This window comes from Neisseria sp. 83E34, from assembly GCF_001308015.1.
Lineage (GTDB): Bacteria > Pseudomonadota > Gammaproteobacteria > Burkholderiales > Neisseriaceae > Neisseria.
Genome location: NZ_LGYH01000001.1, coordinates 125,793 through 144,230 on the forward strand (window position 1 = coordinate 125,793; position 18,438 = coordinate 144,230).

The following is an 18,438-nucleotide window of genomic DNA, read 5'->3' on the forward strand; positions in this document are numbered from 1 at the left end:
ATAACACTCATCAGGTTCTTTAAGAGAGGAATCTGATAGTTTCTCCTCTATTTCTCCTTTGTAGACTTGGCGCACATCTTTTGGGATGTGTGCATTTTTTTATCCTGTGCATCTTGTCATGTTTGGATATTGCACCAAGCAAAAGGCTTTAGGAGTGATGTTTTTTTGCAAAAAAGTTCAAGTCGGTTGCAAATTCATCAGATTTTTATTGACGGGCTTAATGTGGAAGCAGGATAATACGCCCCGTTAGGTGGTTGCAATGACTGCTTAATAGTTTCTCCTCTATTTCTCCTTTGTAGACTTGGCACACATTCTTGAGAATGTGTGCATTTTTTTATCTGTAGTGTCGGTAATAAAAACAATGCCTGTCTGAAGCTTTATTTCAGACAGGCATTGTTTTTATGATGAGGTTCAGTCAACTTGTAACAAGCTGTCTTCTTTTACTTCTTCCATTGCCATGTAGCTGCGGCTTTCGCTTGCCGCTGGCAATTGCAGCAGAATGTTTCCCAGCAAATCACGGTAAGCCGACATGTCAGGCAAGCGTACTTTAATCAGATAATCATATTCTCCCGAAATAAGATGGCATTCCATAATTTGCGGAATTTTCAGCACTTCACGGCGGAAGTCTTCAAAAATATTGCCGGATTTGGATTGCAGCTTCAATTCCACAAATACCAACAAGTTCTGCCCCAAAGCTTGCGGATTGAGGCGTGCATGGTAGCCTTCAATCACGCCTTCGCGTTCAAGGCGGCGCACGCGTTCGGTAACGGGTGTGGTAGAGAGCCCGACTTTCTCTGCCAGCTCGGTCATTGGGATGCGGGCGTTTTGTTGCAGGATGCGTAGGATTTTGCGGTCGGTTTTGTCTAAATCTTTCATCTGCTTTTCTCTTTTAAAATGCAGAAATTCTAAAAAAACATCTTTTCAAAGCTTTAAATATAGTGAAAAAAACTATTGGTTTTTGAATACACTACAATCTTTCACTAAAACAGACACACAATCATAATGAGGAGCGGATAATGAAAGTGATCGTGTTGGGCGCAGGCGTGGTGGGCATCAGTACGGCTTGGTTTCTGTGCCGAGCAGGGCATGAGGTAACGGTTATCGACCGAGCCGGAGCCGCGGCAATGGAAACTAGTTTCGCCAATGCAGGCCAGCTTTCTTATGGCTACACCACACCGTGGGCGGCGCCGGGCATTCCCAAAAAAGCGGCCAAATGGCTGATGAAGCCGCATTCTCCTCTGATTGTCCGCCCCGATGGCAGCCTTTTCCAGCTCAAATGGCTGAAGCATATGCTGGAAAACTGCGATAGCCGGCATTATAAGCTTAATAAAGAGCGCATGGTTCGTGTGTCGGAATACAGCCGCGAAATGTTTGCCCGGGTTATAGCAGAAACCGGCCTGACTTTTGAAGGCAGAAATAAAGGAACGCTTCAGATATTCCGACAAGATAAGGAAGTGAAGGCTGCTGAAAAAGATATGGCGGTTTTGGCTGAATACGGCGTGCCCTACAAGCAATTAAGCGCGCGCGAATGTTTGGAATACGAACCTGCTTTGGCGGGCGCAGTGGGCAGGCTGGCAGGTGCGCTGCATCTGCCCAACGACAGCACGGGTGATTGTCATTTGTTTACCACGCGCCTGGCCGAGCTGTGCCGCGAAAACGGCGTAGTATTCCGCTTTAATCATACGATTGAGCGTTTTGATTACAGTGGCAAACATGTTCATGCGGTTTATGCCAACGGCGAGCGTTTTGAAGCTGACCATTTCGTGTGTGCTCTGGGCAGCTTCAGCCGGCCGGTGTTGGCTCAGCTAGGCTTGGACTTGCCCGTTTATCCGGTGAAGGGTTATTCGCTTACTTTGCCGATTATCAATCCGCAAGGTGCGCCGGTTTCAACCGTGTTGGATGAAACTTATAAGGTTGCGATTACGCGATTTGACGAACGCATCCGTGTAGGCGGCATGGCTGAGTTGTCAGGTTATCAGATTCAGCTGAGCGAAGCGCGCCGCAAAACTTTGGAAACAGTGGTTAAAGATTTATTTCCCGATGGCGGCGACATGGCACAAGGCAAATTTTGGAGCGGCCTGCGCCCCATGACACCCGACAGCACCCCGATTATCGGCCGCAGCGGTTTTGATAACCTCACGTTAAATACCGGTCATGGCACGTTAGGCTGGACAATGTCGCTTGGTTCCGGCAAAGTGGCCGCCGATATTGCCGGCGGCGTGCAGCCGGAAATACGCACGGATGATTTGGGTTTGAACCGCTATGGTTAAACCGCTTACCCAAGTAATGGTGAAAAAAGATACCCGGATCAAGTTCGAGATGGCGTTAAATGGGTGAAATAATGCAAATGCCTGTCTGAAAGATGGTTTCAGACAGACATTATGTTTATAAATGTTTGATTAAGGCAGGTACGGCCTCAAGCCTTTCCCTGCGGCTGCTTTCCGGCTCGCCCGTATTGAGCGAAGACCATTTAGGATGGCTTCTGGCTTTCGACAATTCGTTCGGCAAACGGGAAGGTTGCCACGGCGTTTTGCCGCTGATCATTTGAATATCGTTTTGCGCCGCATGGCCGCGTTTTTGCAGCGCAGCCAATAAATCCAGCGCACGGGCAGCCAGCAGGGTAATGCTTTCCGGGTCGATAAACAAAGTTTGCTTGCCGCTTAATTTATCGGAAATATCCTGCATATTCGGTAATACCCCACCTAAAATGCCGCCGATGGCCGTGCCCAAACCGAGCGAGCCGCCCAGCGTAACCATATCTACGCCTAAGCCGATGAGCGCGCCGGTGGCGGCGCCCGTGCCGGTGCGGATGCCGTAGGCTTTGAGCTGCTCCGCGTCAAAAGGATCCTGTCTGAATTCTTTTAAAGCCCATTCTCCGGTGTCGATTTCATTGTGGTAGAAGCGGTAATTTTGAAACAGCTGTTGCTGAAGCGCACGCTCCAGCTGGCGCACCGAAGCCTGCATTTTGTGTAGAGTCGGCTCGGGCGGGTCGTTTTCGTCGATTTCCTGTTTGTAAGCCGCCACATCAAGCAAAAAGTGGGCGATATCGCGTTTGGAATCAGCGTTGAGTTGCGCCCATTCGCGCCTGCGCATTTCTATTAAGCGGTCGAGTATGCCGCGCTCGGGCAGCATGGTGGCAAGGTTGTCCCACAGCCGCACTTCTCCTTCAAAATCAAAGGCTACCGTGTCAAATCCGCTGTAAACATGCAGCCCGCGCCGCGCCAGCATGGTGGTCCATTCGCTTAAATCCTGCCCTTCGATAAAGTTGAACACAGGCATCACGGGCTTGGCGCACCATGATAAAACGGTAAGCTCGTCTTTATATTTGTTCAACACCGGCTCGCGCGCATCCACAACATACAAAGCCATATCGCTCTGCAAAAGCTGGCGCAGCACTTTGGCTTCCTGATTGAAATCGCCCGCCGCCTCGGGGCTTTCAAGAAACTTGTGCAGCCGCTCGACGCCGTCTTCACGCGAAGAAGTGTGTGTTTCCAGCCAATCCAACACGCCGCCAGCATCTTCCAAACCGGGCGTGTCATATAAGTGAACCAGTGTACGGTTGCCATCGTTAATCGCCGCTTCTTCCACGTGGCGTGTGGTGGCGGGCGCGTTTTTGACTTCGCCGAACTGACTATCGCGCAGCAGAGTGCGCAGCAGGGAGGTTTTTCCGGTGTTGGTGTGGCCGACGACGGCCAGGGATAGGGGGGTGTTTTTCATAATGACATTATCTACTTAATAAATTAAGGTGAAATGTGTCGTGTGCCTGCTTGTATGTTGATGCCTGTCTGAAAATTCGGCACACGGCTTCTTAGCGTTATTTAAGGTGTTAGCTAAAATTCAAATTTGAACCGTTTTCAGACAGGCATTTCTTTTTGTCTATCCTGTTGGCTGACTCGAGGCGGATTCAGCCACGGTAGATTGCGCTCATTCAGCGCGTTTTGCCATTGGTTTAAATAATCATCAAGCCTGTCTGAAAAATCTGGAGCGGCAAGCAGTTGGATCACGGCGCCGCCTTGTGCGGCTTCTGCCAGACTCACGATTTGCCGCAAGATGCCTCGATCCGGCACGTTGTGGGCGCGCACGCCGATTAGCAGTTGGGCGGGGTGTTGCTGCAATTCGTTTTTGAGCGCGGCTACGGCGTCTCGGCTGTCGGCAGAGCCTTTGTCCAGCCAGTCTTGGCCGAGAACGTGTTTGAACCAATGCGCTTCGGGCCATTCGGTTTCGAGCATCACAGCCCATTTCGGTGCTTCGTTCAAGCTGATTTTGGGCGTAACGGTGGTAACGGTTTCGCTTTGGGTGTCGGCATCAATCACACGCTTTTGCCATTGCTGGATGATGTTTTGATAATAGGGTTTGTCGAGCGGCAGGCGGTGAATGTGTTTGCGCGACAGGATTTTGCAGGTAAGCCATGCGGCGAAACGCGGCAGTATGCCGTAGCACATGATGCTGCCGATTAAGAGTCCGCCCCATTGGCGTGCGGTTTCGGTGTTGCTGTTAAGCCTGCTGCCGAGCACGGCTTCTGCGTCGGGCACGGGAAAACCGAGTTTGGCGGGCAGCCACGCTAAAAGGCTGACGAGGTTAACGGATGTTGCATCGCTTAACAGTGTGCTTTCCCAGTTGAATGTGTATTGCCGCACCATCAAGAGTAACACCACGGCGGCGAGCATGCCGAACAATGTGGCCAGCCACAGGCGGTGGGTGGTTTCGCCGATGCGCCAGCGGGCGGAAGGGTGGTTGAACTCATCGCTGTAAAGCCGCAAAACGGCTTGGTTGACCGGATCTTTGCCGCGTATCCATAAAGAAGGGTTAATGAAAAAGCCAGTGTTTTTGCGCAGCAGAAATAGGGAAGCCGACCATACAATGAGCATTAATGTGTGTAAGCCTAAGATACCGGCCAATACGAAAAAGAAGTTCAAGCCGCTTTGCTGCATCAGGCCGAACGTGCCGGAAAAGCCGATAAGCAGCCAGATTAGGGTGGCGGCTGCTACAGCCCAGCCGGCGGTGTTGCGTACACGAAGCAGCGTGTCGTGAAGCTTGTGGTCGCTATCAATCATTTCAGCGCGGCGAATGAGCTTTTTCTCGGCACTTTCCTCGGTTTGACGCAATACTTCGGTAATCGGTTGCGGATCGGCGGCGAAAATATAACCGCGCTCTTGTAAAAGGCGCACGAGTTCGGTGAGCTGGATGGAAAGAGGAAACATTATTATTGATTATTTTGGTACTGAAAGAATTGGAATTTTAACATAGAGATAAAGCAAAGCATGATGATGGCTTTGTATATGGTGAAATGATTTGATGGGCTGGTTTGGATGGCCGTTTTTGGCTTTTATCATTTTTTTTAAAATTAATTTTCTTTAAATATCATTAAGATATAATTATTTTTATAAAAAATTATAAGAATTTGCTGGTAAGTGCCGTCTAAACGTGTGTACAGCAAATACACAGTGAAAGGTTCACAAAAATGACAGAGATAGCACAACCCGCTGCTTATCATAATCACAACAGCAGCTTTTCCTCTACTTGGACTAAAGATATTTCTTTGCTCGCTTTACGTTTGTTTGCCGCTTATGAATTTTGGGAAGCGGGTGTTGAAAAGTGGAACGGCGAAAACTGGTTTGCAGAAATTCAAACAGCCTTTCCTTTCCCATTCAGCGTGTTACCGGCAGATTTAAACTGGTTTACGGCAATGGGTGTTGAATTGGTTGCTCCCGTATTGCTTGTATTTGGTTTGTTCAGCCGTTATGCCGCCGCAGCATTATTTATGCTCACTGCTGTCGCCTGGTATGCGGTTCACGCAGAAAATGGCTATAACATTGTTCAAAATGGTTATAAAATGGCGCTGATTTATTGTCTGGTTATGTTGCCTGTGATATTGCAAGGCTCGGGCAAGCTGTCGCTAGACACTTTATTGAAGAAAAAGTTTTCTAAAATTCCGTTGTAAAAACGGTTGTTACCCTCTCGTTAATTTTATTTAAATCAATTTTTTAGGAGTGAACACAATGAAAAAAACCTCTTTAATCGCTTTGGCTGGTGCGTTGACTTTGGCTGGTGCTGCATGCGCTGACAGCAAAACCACTACTGTACAACCTGCTCAGCAACAATCACAAAAAGCGAAAGAAGGCGCTTGCGGACAAGGAAAATGCGGTGCTTCACACAAAACCAGCAAAGCCAAAGCCGGTGAAGGCAAGTGCGGCGAAGGTAAATGTGGCGAAGGTAAATGCGGTGCTTCTAAAGCACACAGCAAAGCCGCTGAAGGTAAATGCGGCGAAGGTAAATGCGGCAGCAAATAAGCTGTTTGCCGGCCGCTGCGGTAGGCTGCTCCCTATGCAGCGGCTTTCTTTTCCAAACTTATATTTGATTTGATAGGTAAGCATATGGCTACGGTTTTGCAAGGTGCCGGCTTGGGCTTTAAGCGTGATCTGGCAGAAGACCTACTGAACATTACCCCTGAAAACAGTCCGATTCAATTTATCGAAGTGGCGCCGGAAAATTGGATTAAAACCGGCGGTGCGGCACGCAAACAGCTTGATGCGTTGGCGGAACGCTTTCCTATTGCCTGCCACGGGCTTTCGCTTTCACTGGGAGGACGTGATCCTTTACAGGTAGGCTTTTTGCAGGAAGTTAAAGCCTTTATGCGCCAATACAATATTGATTTTTTCTCCGAACATTTAAGCTATTGCAGCCATTTCGGCCATCTTTATGATCTGTTACCGCTCACGTTCAATGATGAAACTGTGCGGCATACCGCAGCAAGAATCCGCCAGACGCAAGATATATTGGAGATGCGTATAGCCATTGAAAATACATCTTCTTATCTGCTCGCTCCGGGAAATGAAATGAGTGAGGTGGCGTTTCTCAATGCGGTGGCAAAAGAAGCGGATTGCGACATCCATTTGGATATCAACAATATTTATGTAAATGCAATGAATCACGGCCAAACCGACGGCCAAACATTTATCGATACGGTAGATTTGGACAAAGTGGTTTACCTGCATATGGCCGGGCATGATTCTGATGAAGAAATTTTAATCGATACGCACGGCGAAGCCATTTGCGGCGATGTGTGGACATTATTCGATTATGCTTGCAGTAAGTTTTCCCACCAGCCGCCTTGCCTGCTTGAGCGCGACACCAATTTCCCGCCTTTTGCCGAACTGGAGGCAGAAGTGGCACGGATTGCCGCCATTCAGAAAATATACGGAAAGCAAGCAGATGCAGCGTGATGATGTAAGCAAATGTACAGGTGCGGATTTCCAAGCCCAACTGGCTGCCGCAGTAGGTAACCTTGAAGCCGGAGTGCCCCAAAATTTTAATGCAAACGGTTTGGCAGTTTACCGCCGTTTGGTGCATAACAATATCGCTTCGTTTTTGGAACGCTGTTTCAGTGACAGCATCACATTTGCCGATGCGGAGCAATGGCAGGACCTGCAAAGCCGTTTTTTAAGCGAAGGCAAGCCGGAATCGCCTTACTTTAAAGATATTCCCGCCCAGTTTTTAGCATTTGCCCGAAGCCAGCTTTCAGACAGGCTTCTGCCGCAGAATGTGCTGGCGATGATGGAATTTGAAACAGATTTGTTGCGTGCAGAGACTGCACTATGCGGGTTGCGGAAGCCGGCTGAATCAAACAACGATATTTTGACATTGGCAGAAGGTGTGCGCCTGAAACAATATCCCGTTGATTTTATTAGAACGGGCCTGAAAAGTTTTGAGAACGGTGAAACTTATGTGCTCACTTGGCGCAATCTGGAGGATGAAACCTGTTATCAAGCCATTGATGACATTGATGTATTCCTATTGCAGCATTTCGAGCAGCAAAATGACAGCATTGCTTCGCTCACTCAAAGCATCCGCGAATTGACGGGTAGCAGCGATACCGAACCTTTACTGCTCGAACGGCTGGCACATTGGCAGGAAGAAGGTGTTTTGATGAAGGTGCAAAACGGATAACCATGCCAACATTTACCGATTTCAGCAACCGCATCGCCGCCTTGCGTCCCGCTATGCTTAAATTCGCCAGAATGCAGCTGCGGGATGAAAGCCTGTCTGAAGACTTGGTGCAGGACGCACTTTCCGCAGCCATCAACAAACAAGAACAATACCGGGCAGGTGCCGAATTGGGCACTTGGGTAATGAGCATACTCAAAAACAAAATCATCGATTATTACCGTGGCCGTAAAGAAATGGTCAGCCTGGATGACAGCGACCAAGCCGCGAGGATTGATGCACAATATCAAGCCTGTTTCGATGAAAACGGCCATTGGCAGAAAGAATCCGGGCCCGAAGTTTGGCAACCTAATCCCACCGAAGCCCATTTAGAGCGTCAAGATTTTTTTAAAGTATTGGAGAAATGTCTCGGCAACCTGCCGGAAAATACCGCGCGTATTTTTTATTTGAAAGAAGTCATGGGGATGGAAGTAGAAGAAATTTGCCTCGATTTCGGCATTACACCTAATAATTGCTACGCCATCCTGCACCGTGCTCGCAACGGCTTGCGCCAATGCTTGCAGAAAAATTGGTACGGAACCGACAAAGGAGAAACATAGTGTTGATTAAATGCAAAGAGGCATGCCGGCTGCTTTCCGAGCAGCAAGACAGGCCGCTTAGTGTGCAGGAACACATTACCTTGCGACTCCACCTTGCCTATTGTTCGCATTGTCGTAAATACAGTCAGCAGATGCAGCAAATCAGTGACAATATGCAAGCATGGGTGAAGCATCTTTCGGAAGAAGAACAGAATAAATAACCGTGAATGAAAAACAATGCCTGTCTGAAAAATGTGTTTCAGACAGGCATTGTTGATTTTGCTGTTAGATGAAATAACCTTACTCAACTTTTTTCAGGCCTTTTTGGCGCACAGTTTCAATGGTGCCGTCGATGCCTTTTTGCTTCACCAGCTCATTAAATTGGTTGCGGTACACGGTTACAAGGCTGGCTCCGTCCACTTGGATATCATAAATTTTATAAGTGGAGCCGACCGGATAGAGGCGGTAGCCCACTTCGTATTTTTTACCGCTACTGGTCTTAATTTCAGTAAATACGGTAACGCGCTTGTTTTTTTCCTCTGTCAGTTTCGGCAACATGGTCACTTGCGAATCCACCGCGCCCATTAAAGCGGAATGCGAATAAATGGAAACCACCATGTCTTTAAACGCTTTGATAAACTCGTTTTTCTGGTTGGCATTGAACTCGCGCCACGGCATGCCTACAGCCAGCGCGGAAATGCGCTGGTAATCCAAATAGCGGTCGGCATAGCCGGTAATGCGTTGGATTTTTTGGTTTTCGTTTAAGCTCTTGTCGCGCGCGATTTTCAGAACGGCATCCATGTTTTGCTTAAACTGCGTTTGTGCCGGATGTTGTGCGGGCGCGGCGTGTACGAAAGGTGCGGCCACTAACACCGGCGCAGTCAATATCACGGTAAAGATTTTATTCATATTTAATCCTCTCTGGTTTTTGTTTTGGAAACATTTGCAGCATTTATAAGCATAGCAGGGTAGGCATTCGGGTGAGCAAGGTTTTCAATATTTTGCTGAAAGTAAACTTAATTGAATAACACGATTGGTCACAAAGCAGTGAGCCGATCACCGCTTTGTATAAAAAACTCATTTTCACGCTACGCTAATATTATGAAAATAAATAATTGGAAAAACAGTATGTCAGGCAAGAAAAATTTATTGTAAAGCCGAATGATTGCATTACGGGATGGTCGCATGTGCCGGATGGATTTATAGGCGTCTTAGTCGGTTGGTCGGCGGTTGAGTCGTTTGCTCTGGCTGAGTTTTTCGGTGTGGTTTACTGCGGGGACGGCATGTTCGGTTGGGGATATGATCGGTTGTATCATTGGGTGCGCGATTTGGATGAAGATAGCGAAGAAGAGAATAAAGGCGGTGATTAGCTGCTTGGCTGTGTTTACGGCAATGCCTGTCTGAACGCTTTCAGACAGGCATTTATGCTGCCGGCTGATAAAGTTTTGCGGCGTTTGACGGTTTTTTAGGTTAAAATATGCGGCTATTTGGCCTGATACCGAATGCCTGTCTGAAAGCGTTCAGACAGGCATTTCAAAATACTGCATCATCATGAACACTATGAAAAATATCCGAAATTTCTCTATCATCGCCCATATCGACCACGGTAAATCCACGCTGGCCGACCGCTTCATTCAATATTGTGGCGGCTTGGAAATGCGCGAAATGAGTACGCAGGTGCTCGATTCTATGGACATTGAAAAAGAGCGCGGCATTACTATCAAGGCACAAACCGCTGCGTTGAACTATAAAGCGCGGGATGGCCAGGTGTACCAACTCAATCTGATTGATACGCCGGGGCACGTCGATTTTTCTTATGAAGTGTCGCGCTCACTGTCTGCTTGCGAAGGCGCGCTTTTGGTAGTGGACGCTTCGCAGGGCGTGGAAGCGCAAACCGTTGCCAACTGTTACACGGCGATTGATTTGGGTGTGGAAGTAGTGCCGGTGTTGAACAAAATCGACTTGCCCGCAGCCGATCCCGATCGCGTAGCGCAGGAAATTGAAGATATTATCGGCATTGATGCTGTGGGTGCGGTAACCTGCTCGGCTAAGAGCGGCTTGGGCGTGGAAGACGTGCTGGAAGAAATCGTGGCGAAAATTCCCGCTCCAACCGGTGACCCCGAAGCGCCTCTACAAGCTATGATTATAGACTCGTGGTTTGACAATTATGTGGGCGTGGTGATGCTGATCCGCGTTAAAAATGGTACTTTGAAGCTGAAAGACAAAGTGCGCTTTATGTCGACCAAAGCGGAAACACTGGTGGAGCAGCTGGGCGTGTTTACACCGAAATCCGTTGCCAAGCAGCAATTGAGCGCGGGTGAGGTGGGCTTTTTGATTACCGGCGTAAAAGAGCTGGGGCAGGCCAAAGTGGGCGACACGGTAACGCTGGTGTCCAACCCTGCTGCCGAGCCGCTGCCGGGCTTCCAAGAAGTGCAATCGCAGGTGTTTGCCGGTTTGTATCCGGTGGAAAGCCACGATTACGAAGCCTTGCGCGAAGCGCTGGAAAAGCTGCAATTGAATGATGCCTCCCTGAAATTCGAGCCGGAAGTGTCGCAGGCTTTGGGCTTCGGTTTCCGTTGCGGCTTCCTCGGCCTCTTGCATCTGGAAATTGTGCAGGAGCGCTTGGAGCGCGAGTTTGATATGGACTTGATCACCACCGCGCCGACGGTGGTGTATGAAGTGATTATGAAAAACGGCGAAAAAATCGAGGTGGAAAATCCATCGAAACTGCCCGATATCGGCAGCATCGAAACGATTTTAGAGCCGATTATCACTGCAACTATCTTAGTGCCGCAGGAATATGTGGGCAATGTGATGACTTTGTGTAACCAAAAGCGTGGTGTGCAGGTGAATATGCAGTATATGGGCCGCCAGGTAATGCTCACTTACGATTTGCCGATGAACGAAGTGGTGATGGATTTCTTCGACAAGCTCAAGTCCACTTCGCGCGGATACGCTTCTTTGGATTATGAATTTAAAGAATTCCAACCTTCCGATTTGATTAAGCTCGATATTATGGTGAACGGCGAGAAAGTAGATGCGCTGAGCCTGATTGTGCACCGCCAAAGCGCAGTTCACCGCGGGCGAGAGCTGGCCGCCAAGATGCGCGAGCTGATTCCGCGCCAGATGTTTGATATTGCCGTTCAGGCAGCCATCGGCAGCCAGATCATTGCGCGCGAAAACGTGAAGGCATTGCGTAAAAACGTATTGGCTAAGTGCTACGGCGGCGATATTACGCGTAAGAAGAAATTGTTGGAAAAACAAAAAGCAGGTAAGCGCCGCATGAAGCAAGTGGGTAATGTGGAGATTCCGCAAAGTGCGTTTTTGGCGATTTTACAAGTGGGAGACAAATAAACTATGGTTAACCAATGGGTTGTAATGGCTGCTTTGGCGTTGGTGGCCGGCGGCGTTTTATACGCGGCCAGCAATAAAGAGCGCAGTGTGAACGGCGAATGGAGCAACGGCCTGCAATGGGGCTATCTCTTGATGATGGTGGGCGTGTTCGGCCTGTTTTCCTCCATGATGAGCTTTACGGCCGTGCTGCTGATTTTTGTATTGTTTACCGGCTGCGTATGGGTTTGGCATAAGTACACATCAAAATGGGTGCCCGATGTATCGGAAAGCGGACGCGACGACAATCATTTCCGTGATTACATGAGCGGCTTTTTTCCGATTATCTTGCTGGTGTTTGTGTTGCGCACGTTCATCGCGGAGCCGTTTCAGATTCCTTCAAGCTCGATGCGCCCGGGTTTGGTGGTAGGTGACTTTATCTTGGTGAAAAAATCGTCTTACGGCATCCGTGTGCCGATTTTGAATACGGTTTTGATTCCTACCGGTCAGGTGGAGCGCGGCGATGTGGTGGTGTTTAATTACCCTGAAGATACCAATATCAACTACATCAAACGTGCCATCGGCCTGCCGGGCGATGTAGTGGAGTACCGCAACAAAACCTTGTTTGTGAATGGGGAAGAGGTGGAAGCGAAATCGGAAGGCTTGTATCACTATCAGGAAAACACACCTTTCGGTTTGCAGGAAGTTCAGGCAGACCAATACCAAGAACGTTTGAACGAGCGTGACTATACCACTTTGCGCATCAACGGCAATCCTGCATTCTCGCCCAGCCATGTGCGCGCTAATTTCGCCCACCGCGAGAACTGTGACTATTCGCGCGACGGTTCGTGGTTCCGCTGCAAAGTACCGGAAGGCAGCTATTTTATGCTTGGCGATAACCGTGATGCCAGTGAAGATTCGCGCTATTGGGGTTTTGTGGACGATAAGTTGATGGTCGGAAAAGCATTTTTCATTTGGTTGAATTTCAAGGATTGGGGCCGCATCGGTACGTCAATCAAATGATGTTGAGAGGAAAGCAAATGCCTGTCTGAATGGTTTCAGACAGGCATTTTGTTGGTAGGTAAGGTTAACCGAAACAGTGAAATATAGTCATCACACTTAATTTTAGTAACAAGCACCGGCATACTCGGGCTTGCCAAGAGTATCCCAACCTTTACCGGAACTCAAGATGCTCGGATCAAGCTCTCGTATGATAGTGTACTATTTTAGGTTGGTTTACTATAAAAGTATTGGCGCTGATACCAAGCCCCCGGGTCATTTTGCGAATGGATATACCTTGCACGAGTTTGGCTAAGGTGTGAGTCTGAGGAATATTGTTGAGTAGGTTGCGAAGGGAGTGTAACTTGAATTCAGTCGATTTACTGTATAGATAAAAAAGCAAACAGTATTTACTTATTTGCTTTTTTATTAAAAATGAATCAGAAAATATTTGAGCAATCAATCTCAGTTCATGTGGTATTTTTGTTTTTCAATTGCCTGACCAACACTAATCCCATAGTGATAATTAGGATTTTTTTCGGAATTGGGCAGGCGCTCATTCATTTCCGTATAAGATAAATAATCAGTTAAGATTTCACGTTCCTCCTCGCTTAATCTGCTTAATTTTCCCGCATGTTTCTGAATATCGTGTTTACTTTGTAGAATAACTTCTTTTGGATCGCCGAAGAAAAAAGTAAGTAATTTACGCATCTTATTTTCCGTATTTAGAGCTGGTATTAAAAATATATAGAGTAATCGTTTTTGTATTCCGCTGTTATTTTTGTGTTGTAGATTTTTCTAGTAAGAATATTATAGATATTCGGTTAAAAAATCAACTAAGCGGTATAGTTTATTTCAATCAATTTTTTTGAAGCTTATAAAACAAACGATTTTCAACGCTTTGGGCGGAGTGAGAAGCATGAGTAGAATTCAATTATTTATTGATTTTGTGTGAGGCAATCATTAATAGCGCGGTATGGATGGATCCACGGTTTGCGACCATTCATCAATGCCGCCTTTCAAATTGTAAAGTTTCTCGAAACCGGCATCTGCCAGATACATGGCGCAATGCAGGCTGCGTATGCCGTGGTGGCAGTAAAGCACAATGGGTTTGTCGTCGGGTAATTCATTGTGGCGCAAAGGAATCATATTCATTGGAATGTGCACATGATTTGGCAGGCTGCAAAAGGCTACTTCATTTTCTTCGCGAACATCAAGCAAAACGGTATCAGGGTGTTCGGTTAGGAAAGCGTGCAATTCAACGGGGGTAAGTTGCGAAATATCGTTCATAAATATTGGGTGTGTGTGAAAATATAAAACAAGCTGCCGGAAAGCAGCTTGTTGGCATTATGGATCGCGAGTTCCGGTCACTTTGATGCTTCGTGTTTTACATCGTGATTAGGTTTCGCGACCGTAATTAACATATTAAATTAAAATTTAAATTTAGAGGGTTCGGCAACAGTGGGCGCCTGTAAGCCTGAAACCGAGGTGTCAAAAAGTGTTACGGAGGTAAATTCATCACCATTGCGCGTGATTTGAAGCGCATGTTGAACCGGCGAGCCGCCTACAATAACCACCAAACGGCCTCCGTCTTTCAATTGGCTTTTTAAAACTTCCGGTACGTCCGGTATGCTGCCGCCAACATAAATCGCATCAAACGGTGCGCCGCCAACTTGTCCGGCCAAGCCGTCACCATTTTGGTAAATGATGTTGGTTAAGCCTATTTTATCCAATGCAGCTTTTGCGAGTGTTTGTTGGCCCGCATCCATATCGATGGAAACCACTTGCCCGGCTAGTGTGGCTAAAAGCGCGGTGGCGTAGCCTGAACCGGTGCCGATTTCCAATACATTGTCACTTTTTTTCAAAGCAAGACCTTGTATCAAACGGGCAACAATTCTAGGCTCCAGCATTTTGCCGCCGTTGGGCAGGGGCAGGCAAACATCGGCATAGGCGTAAGGCTTCTGCTCTTCGGTTACAAATTCTTCGCGCGGAATGGCATCCAAGGCATCCAGAACATCAAAGTCCAGCACGTCCCACGGACGGATTTGCTGTTCTACCATGTTGAAACGTGCTTTTTGAAAGTCCATTGCTTTACTCCATTGATTTTTATAGTGTGAATTGTGGTTTGGCGCTGATTATAATGCTTTTGCCTTCGTTTTAACAACAATGCCTGTCTGAAAATATCAGGGCGGATAATAAAACGGTAAACCGTGTTTTCAGACAGGCATTGGGATTATGCTTTAGAAAAATGTTGCCGGCTGATTAGATAGCAGATTTTTTGTAGAAATTCAGCATCTGTTTGGTCGAATTGATTGGTTTCTTCAGCATCAACATCCAATATGGCAACGACCTGTCTGGCCTGATTGAAAACAGGCACCACAATTTCGGATTGCGAAAGCGAAGAGCAGGCGATATGGTCAAAATGCTGGTTCACGTCAGGAACAATTATCGTTTGTGCCTGAGCCCAGCTCTGGCCGCATACACCGCGACCGTGGGCGATGCGGGTGCATGCGGGCGGCCCCTGAAACGGGCCGAGTACCAAATTATCTTTGTCAACCAAATAAAAACCAACCCACAGCCAATCGAAAGCGCTTTTTAATACGGCGGTAATGTTGGCGAGGTTGGCAATAAAATTAGGCTCGCCATCGATCAATGCTTCGATTTGCGGCAGAATTTCCTGATAAATTTCCGATTTGCCGGATGATGAAAAAGTGATTTCGTGCATTTTTGATTATCGTGTTTGGTATTACGTAAAAATATTATGATTGCCGGTAAGACTGTGCTTGGCTGAAGCGCTCCCTCAGCCTTTCGCCGCGTTAATCGGATTACTATATCATGTTGGATTACAGCATGCTACAAAACTTCAAGACGCTACAAATAATTTGCGGTACAATCGGCAGCGTCGGCAATGCCTGTCTGAAAAAGAGATAAGAAAGGAATCAAACCATGTGGGACAAAAAATGGGTTATCGGCAATTGGAAAATGAATGGCCAGTTGCAGAATAATAATGCATTGGTTCACAAACTGCGCTCTTTACCCAAAATGGACAATGTCTGTATCGGTATTTCACCGCCCACAGTTTATTTATCTCAAGTACATAATGCCGTTAAAATCGTTTTGGAAAACAAAATCCATACATGTGCGCAGGATGTCAGCCGTTTTAACGGCAGCGGCGCCTATACCGGTGAAGTGTCGGCAGAAATGATGAAAGATGTGGGTGTTGACATTGTTTTAATCGGCCACTCGGAGCGCAGCCTGTATTTCAATGAAAAAAACGACGTGCAGCGCCATAAAATCGAAAACGTACTCAATGTCGGCCTTACGCCGCTTTTATGTGTAGGCGAAAGTATAAAAGAGCGGGAAGACGGTCGAGAGAAAGAAGCCGTGGCTTACCAGCTTTCCGTATTTAAAGGCCTCAAAACCAAACATTTCGCCGTTGCTTACGAGCCGGTATGGGCGATCGGCACGGGCAAAGTGGCCACGAAAGAGCAAATCGCAGATATGCACGATTTCATTTACAACGAAATCTTGTCATTGTGTGGAGAAGATGCTAATATCCGCATTCTTTACGGCGGTAGTGTAAACGATAAAAACGCAGCCGAGATTTTTACCGTTCCTCATGTAGACGGTGCTTTGGTCGGTGGCGCATCGCTTAAATACGAATCATTTACCGCAATTATCCAAGCCGCCCAAGATGCTTAAAGAACATTTATGGAAACCATTAAAACCGTTATCTGGTTATTGAATATTTTTGCTTCGATTACCGTAATCATCTTGGTGCTGATGCAACAAGGTAAAGGTGCGGATGCAGGCGCTACATTCGGCGGAAGCGGTAGCGCACAAGGCGTTTTCGGTTCGGCCGGTAGTGCAAACTTTTTAAGCCGCGCCACAGCTATTGCTGCAACGGTTTTTTTTGCCAGCTGCTTAAGCTTGGTATATATTAATACCCATGTTCCCAAACATGGTTTGGATTTCAGCACAGTGCAGCAGCAAAGTGCTCCGGCTCAAACGGAACAAGGTGCAACGAGCCCGGCAACATCGGCTTCTGGCACACAATAAAATTTATGCCGACATGGTGAAATTGGTAGACACGCCATCTTGAGGGGGTGGTGACCTTAGGTCGTATGAGTTCAAGTCTCATTGTCGGCACCATCAAAAGAAAACAGCCCAATTTTCGGGCTGTTTTTTTACGTCTAATACAGTCTAACCACATAAACCAAAATCCAAGCATAGTAAGGCTTACAGCCCGATAAAGGGCGTTTTAAGACGGCCTTAATTATCCAATACAGTAAAATCCCGTCTAATTGAATAAACCAAAAAACGGGGGTATATTTAGGGGTATCTGAAAAACACCCCTAAAAAAATACCCCCAAATGCCATTAAACGACCGCCAAATAAAGAACGCCAAGCCCGCCGCTAAGCCATACAAACTAGCAGATGGTAAGGGTATGTTTTTACAGGTTACACCAGCGGGCGGGAAGTTATGGCGGTTGAAATACCGCATAGACGGCAAAGAAAAACTACTTTCAATCGGCAAATATCCCGCCGTTTCTTTAAGTGAAGCACGGGAAGCCGCCGAAAATGCCCGCCGCCTGATTGCCATAGGGCAAGACCCCAGCGCAGTCAAGCAACAGGCCAAGCAAGAGCGGCAGGCCGCCCTACTGAATACCTTTGAGGCAATAACGCGCCGATGGCATAGCGAGAATCTGCACCGCTGGAAGCCCGACAATGCCGCCCGCATTCTCAATCACTTTGCAAAAGACGTTTTCCCACATATCGGCGGGCAACAGATAGACGGTATAGCCGTATCAGACGTGAAAGGCGTAATCGAGCGCATAGCCGCCCGCAATGCAACGGCCACCGCTGAAAAAATCAGGCAATGGATAGCCGCCGTATATGGCTATGCCGCCATGCTAGAAATAACCGACCGTAACCCCGCCGCCCCATTACGCGGCTTTTTGGCCAAAGCGGAAACCCACCATTTACCCGCCTTGCCCCGTGAAGAACTGGCCGAGTTTTACCGCCGCTTGATATTGGCCGATATTGACCCGCAAAATCGTATAGCCGTAATGCTGGTTATGCTGGTGTTCGTAAGAAGCACCGAATTACGCGGCGGCCAATGGCATGAAATAGACTGGCAGGCGAAAACATGGACTATCCCCGCCGAGCGAATGAAGCTACCCCGCGCCCATGTGATACCGCTTTCAGATTGGACGCTGGAATTACTGCAAGAGCTACACGGCCACACAGGACAAACGCCCTATTTATTCCCCAGCCGCACAAAAACGACAGGATTTATCAGCGAAGCCACCCTAAATCGAATTATCGAGCGGTTAGGATACAAAGGCACGGCCACGCCGCACGGATTCCGCAGTTTGGCCAGCAGCGTATTAAACGAACAGGACTTTAACCCCGATGCCATAGAACGGCAGCTTGCCCATGTGCCGAAAGATAAAATCCGCGCTGCCTACAATCGGGCGGAATACTGGCTGCATAGGGTAGAAATGATGCAATGGTATTCAGACTATTTGCGCGAGCGTTACAACCAAGCCCGCGCCATGATTGAAGCAGACAGCTAAGAATAAAA

The 18,438-nt window shown here is 47.6% G+C and carries 21 protein-coding genes and 1 tRNA gene; 14 read left to right on the forward strand and 8 right to left on the reverse strand.

The features are described 5' to 3' along the window. Nucleotides 1–411: 411 nt before the first annotated feature. Nucleotides 412–876 carry a winged helix-turn-helix transcriptional regulator gene (locus AKG09_RS00560; RefSeq protein WP_009115933.1) on the reverse strand — a complete coding sequence of 155 codons (465 nt, stop codon included), beginning with the start codon at nucleotides 874–876 and terminating at the stop codon, nucleotides 412–414. Between the two features lie 140 nt (nucleotides 877–1,016). Between AKG09_RS00560 and AKG09_RS00565 the strand changes: the two genes are divergently transcribed. Beyond that, complete coding sequence (locus AKG09_RS00565) at nucleotides 1,017–2,270, forward strand: D-amino acid dehydrogenase (protein WP_054617566.1); 1,254 nt, start codon at nucleotides 1,017–1,019, stop codon at nucleotides 2,268–2,270. Between the two features lie 115 nt (nucleotides 2,271–2,385). On the opposite strand, the gene AKG09_RS00570 is transcribed toward AKG09_RS00565, so the two are convergent. Further along, the gene (locus AKG09_RS00570) at nucleotides 2,386–3,717 is read right to left on the reverse strand and encodes a GTPase/DUF3482 domain-containing protein (RefSeq protein WP_054617567.1); all 1,332 of its coding nucleotides are present in this window, start codon (nucleotides 3,715–3,717) and stop codon (nucleotides 2,386–2,388) included. A gap of 137 nt (nucleotides 3,718–3,854) precedes the next feature. After that, nucleotides 3,855–5,201, reverse strand: a complete 1,347-nt coding sequence (locus AKG09_RS00575) for a DUF2868 domain-containing protein (RefSeq protein ID WP_054617568.1) — start codon at nucleotides 5,199–5,201, stop codon at nucleotides 3,855–3,857. 260 nt (nucleotides 5,202–5,461) lie between these two features. Between AKG09_RS00575 and AKG09_RS00580 the strand changes: the two genes are divergently transcribed. The 6 genes from AKG09_RS00580 to AKG09_RS00605 all read left to right on the forward strand — a co-directional run bounded on the left by AKG09_RS00580 (nucleotide 5,462) and on the right by AKG09_RS00605 (nucleotide 8,743). Further along, a complete protein-coding gene (locus AKG09_RS00580) occupies nucleotides 5,462–5,941 on the forward strand; it encodes a DoxX family protein (RefSeq protein ID WP_054617569.1) in 480 nt (159 codons plus the stop codon). Nucleotides 5,942–5,999: 58 nt separating this feature from the next. Next, complete coding sequence (locus AKG09_RS00585; protein WP_054617570.1) at nucleotides 6,000–6,290, forward strand: hypothetical protein; 291 nt, start codon at nucleotides 6,000–6,002, stop codon at nucleotides 6,288–6,290. An 84-nt stretch (nucleotides 6,291–6,374) separates the two neighbouring features. Further along, entirely contained in the window at nucleotides 6,375–7,223 is an 849-nt protein-coding gene (locus AKG09_RS00590; RefSeq protein ID WP_054617571.1) for a DUF692 domain-containing protein, read from the forward strand. Continuing rightward, nucleotides 7,213–7,947 (forward strand): putative DNA-binding domain-containing protein, encoded by a 735-nt coding sequence (locus tag AKG09_RS00595; protein ID WP_054617572.1) that lies wholly within the window; start codon nucleotides 7,213–7,215, stop codon nucleotides 7,945–7,947. The genes AKG09_RS00590 and AKG09_RS00595 overlap by 11 nt, the downstream gene beginning before the upstream one ends. A gap of 2 nt (nucleotides 7,948–7,949) precedes the next feature. Continuing rightward, complete coding sequence (locus AKG09_RS00600; protein WP_054617573.1) at nucleotides 7,950–8,543, forward strand: sigma-70 family RNA polymerase sigma factor; 594 nt, start codon at nucleotides 7,950–7,952, stop codon at nucleotides 8,541–8,543. Further along, nucleotides 8,543–8,743 carry a zf-HC2 domain-containing protein gene (locus AKG09_RS00605; RefSeq protein WP_082391710.1) on the forward strand — a complete coding sequence of 67 codons (201 nt, stop codon included), beginning with the start codon at nucleotides 8,543–8,545 and terminating at the stop codon, nucleotides 8,741–8,743. The genes AKG09_RS00600 and AKG09_RS00605 overlap by 1 nt, the downstream gene beginning before the upstream one ends. Nucleotides 8,744–8,822: 79 nt before the next feature. Here AKG09_RS00605 and AKG09_RS00610 read toward each other — a convergent pair whose 3' ends face one another. Beyond that, a complete protein-coding gene (locus AKG09_RS00610) occupies nucleotides 8,823–9,431 on the reverse strand; it encodes a phospholipid-binding protein MlaC (RefSeq protein ID WP_054617574.1) in 609 nt (202 codons plus the stop codon). 278 nt (nucleotides 9,432–9,709) lie between these two features. Between AKG09_RS00610 and AKG09_RS00615 the strand changes: the two genes are divergently transcribed. The 3 genes from AKG09_RS00615 (at nucleotide 9,710) to lepB (ending at nucleotide 12,875) form a co-directional block, all read left to right on the forward strand. Then, nucleotides 9,710–9,892 carry a hypothetical protein gene (locus AKG09_RS00615; protein WP_156320760.1) on the forward strand — a complete coding sequence of 61 codons (183 nt, stop codon included), beginning with the start codon at nucleotides 9,710–9,712 and terminating at the stop codon, nucleotides 9,890–9,892. 190 nt (nucleotides 9,893–10,082) lie between these two features. Next, nucleotides 10,083–11,876 carry a translation elongation factor 4 gene (gene lepA / locus AKG09_RS00620; RefSeq protein WP_054617576.1) on the forward strand — a complete coding sequence of 598 codons (1,794 nt, stop codon included), beginning with the start codon at nucleotides 10,083–10,085 and terminating at the stop codon, nucleotides 11,874–11,876. 3 nt (nucleotides 11,877–11,879) lie between these two features. Further along, on the forward strand, nucleotides 11,880–12,875 hold the full coding sequence (gene lepB / locus AKG09_RS00625) for a signal peptidase I (protein ID WP_054617577.1): 996 nt from the start codon (nucleotides 11,880–11,882) through the stop codon (nucleotides 12,873–12,875). Between the two features lie 441 nt (nucleotides 12,876–13,316). On the opposite strand, the gene AKG09_RS00630 is transcribed toward lepB, so the two are convergent. From AKG09_RS00630 to AKG09_RS00645, 4 genes are all read right to left on the reverse strand, one after another. Next, nucleotides 13,317–13,562 (reverse strand): hypothetical protein, encoded by a 246-nt coding sequence (locus tag AKG09_RS00630; protein ID WP_054617578.1) that lies wholly within the window; start codon nucleotides 13,560–13,562, stop codon nucleotides 13,317–13,319. Between the two features lie 252 nt (nucleotides 13,563–13,814). After that, entirely contained in the window at nucleotides 13,815–14,141 is a 327-nt protein-coding gene (locus AKG09_RS00635; RefSeq protein WP_054617579.1) for a rhodanese-like domain-containing protein, read from the reverse strand. A 140-nt stretch (nucleotides 14,142–14,281) separates the two neighbouring features. Beyond that, nucleotides 14,282–14,938, reverse strand: coding sequence for a protein-L-isoaspartate O-methyltransferase (locus AKG09_RS00640; RefSeq protein WP_054617580.1), 657 nt, complete (start codon nucleotides 14,936–14,938; stop codon nucleotides 14,282–14,284). A gap of 146 nt (nucleotides 14,939–15,084) precedes the next feature. Further along, entirely contained in the window at nucleotides 15,085–15,576 is a 492-nt protein-coding gene (locus tag AKG09_RS00645) for a GAF domain-containing protein (protein ID WP_054617581.1), read from the reverse strand. Between the two features lie 221 nt (nucleotides 15,577–15,797). Between AKG09_RS00645 and tpiA the strand changes: the two genes are divergently transcribed. The 4 genes from tpiA to AKG09_RS00665 all read left to right on the forward strand — a co-directional run bounded on the left by tpiA (nucleotide 15,798) and on the right by AKG09_RS00665 (nucleotide 18,430). Beyond that, the gene (gene tpiA / locus AKG09_RS00650) at nucleotides 15,798–16,553 is read left to right on the forward strand and encodes a triose-phosphate isomerase (protein WP_009117363.1); all 756 of its coding nucleotides are present in this window, start codon (nucleotides 15,798–15,800) and stop codon (nucleotides 16,551–16,553) included. A 9-nt stretch (nucleotides 16,554–16,562) separates the two neighbouring features. After that, nucleotides 16,563–16,910 carry a preprotein translocase subunit SecG gene (gene secG, locus AKG09_RS00655; RefSeq protein ID WP_054617582.1) on the forward strand — a complete coding sequence of 116 codons (348 nt, stop codon included), beginning with the start codon at nucleotides 16,563–16,565 and terminating at the stop codon, nucleotides 16,908–16,910. Between the two features lie 7 nt (nucleotides 16,911–16,917). Next, a tRNA-Leu gene (locus tag AKG09_RS00660) sits at nucleotides 16,918–17,003 on the forward strand. A gap of 221 nt (nucleotides 17,004–17,224) precedes the next feature. Beyond that, entirely contained in the window at nucleotides 17,225–18,430 is a 1,206-nt protein-coding gene (locus AKG09_RS00665) for an integrase arm-type DNA-binding domain-containing protein (RefSeq protein ID WP_054617583.1), read from the forward strand. Nucleotides 18,431–18,438: the final 8 nt, after the last annotated feature.

Coding starts and splice junctions, on each gene's coding strand:
- AKG09_RS00560 (WP_009115933.1), bottom strand. CDS start 876: ATGAAAGATTTAGACAAAACCGACCGCAAAATCCTACGCATCCTGCAA.
- AKG09_RS00565 (WP_054617566.1), top strand. CDS start 1,017: ATGAAAGTGATCGTGTTGGGCGCAGGCGTGGTGGGCATCAGTACGGCT.
- AKG09_RS00570 (WP_054617567.1), bottom strand. CDS start 3,717: ATGAAAAACACCCCCCTATCCCTGGCCGTCGTCGGCCACACCAACACC.
- AKG09_RS00575 (WP_054617568.1), bottom strand. CDS start 5,201: ATGTTTCCTCTTTCCATCCAGCTCACCGAACTCGTGCGCCTTTTACAA.
- AKG09_RS00580 (WP_054617569.1), top strand. CDS start 5,462: ATGACAGAGATAGCACAACCCGCTGCTTATCATAATCACAACAGCAGC.
- AKG09_RS00585 (WP_054617570.1), top strand. CDS start 6,000: ATGAAAAAAACCTCTTTAATCGCTTTGGCTGGTGCGTTGACTTTGGCT.
- AKG09_RS00590 (WP_054617571.1), top strand. CDS start 6,375: ATGGCTACGGTTTTGCAAGGTGCCGGCTTGGGCTTTAAGCGTGATCTG.
- AKG09_RS00595 (WP_054617572.1), top strand. CDS start 7,213: ATGCAGCGTGATGATGTAAGCAAATGTACAGGTGCGGATTTCCAAGCC.
- AKG09_RS00600 (WP_054617573.1), top strand. CDS start 7,950: ATGCCAACATTTACCGATTTCAGCAACCGCATCGCCGCCTTGCGTCCC.
- AKG09_RS00610 (WP_054617574.1), bottom strand. CDS start 9,431: ATGAATAAAATCTTTACCGTGATATTGACTGCGCCGGTGTTAGTGGCC.
- lepA (WP_054617576.1), top strand. CDS start 10,083: ATGAAAAATATCCGAAATTTCTCTATCATCGCCCATATCGACCACGGT.
- lepB (WP_054617577.1), top strand. CDS start 11,880: ATGGTTAACCAATGGGTTGTAATGGCTGCTTTGGCGTTGGTGGCCGGC.
- AKG09_RS00630 (WP_054617578.1), bottom strand. CDS start 13,562: ATGCGTAAATTACTTACTTTTTTCTTCGGCGATCCAAAAGAAGTTATT.
- AKG09_RS00635 (WP_054617579.1), bottom strand. CDS start 14,141: ATGAACGATATTTCGCAACTTACCCCCGTTGAATTGCACGCTTTCCTA.
- AKG09_RS00640 (WP_054617580.1), bottom strand. CDS start 14,938: ATGGACTTTCAAAAAGCACGTTTCAACATGGTAGAACAGCAAATCCGT.
- AKG09_RS00645 (WP_054617581.1), bottom strand. CDS start 15,576: ATGCACGAAATCACTTTTTCATCATCCGGCAAATCGGAAATTTATCAG.
- tpiA (WP_009117363.1), top strand. CDS start 15,798: ATGTGGGACAAAAAATGGGTTATCGGCAATTGGAAAATGAATGGCCAG.
- secG (WP_054617582.1), top strand. CDS start 16,563: ATGGAAACCATTAAAACCGTTATCTGGTTATTGAATATTTTTGCTTCG.
- AKG09_RS00665 (WP_054617583.1), top strand. CDS start 17,225: ATGCCATTAAACGACCGCCAAATAAAGAACGCCAAGCCCGCCGCTAAG.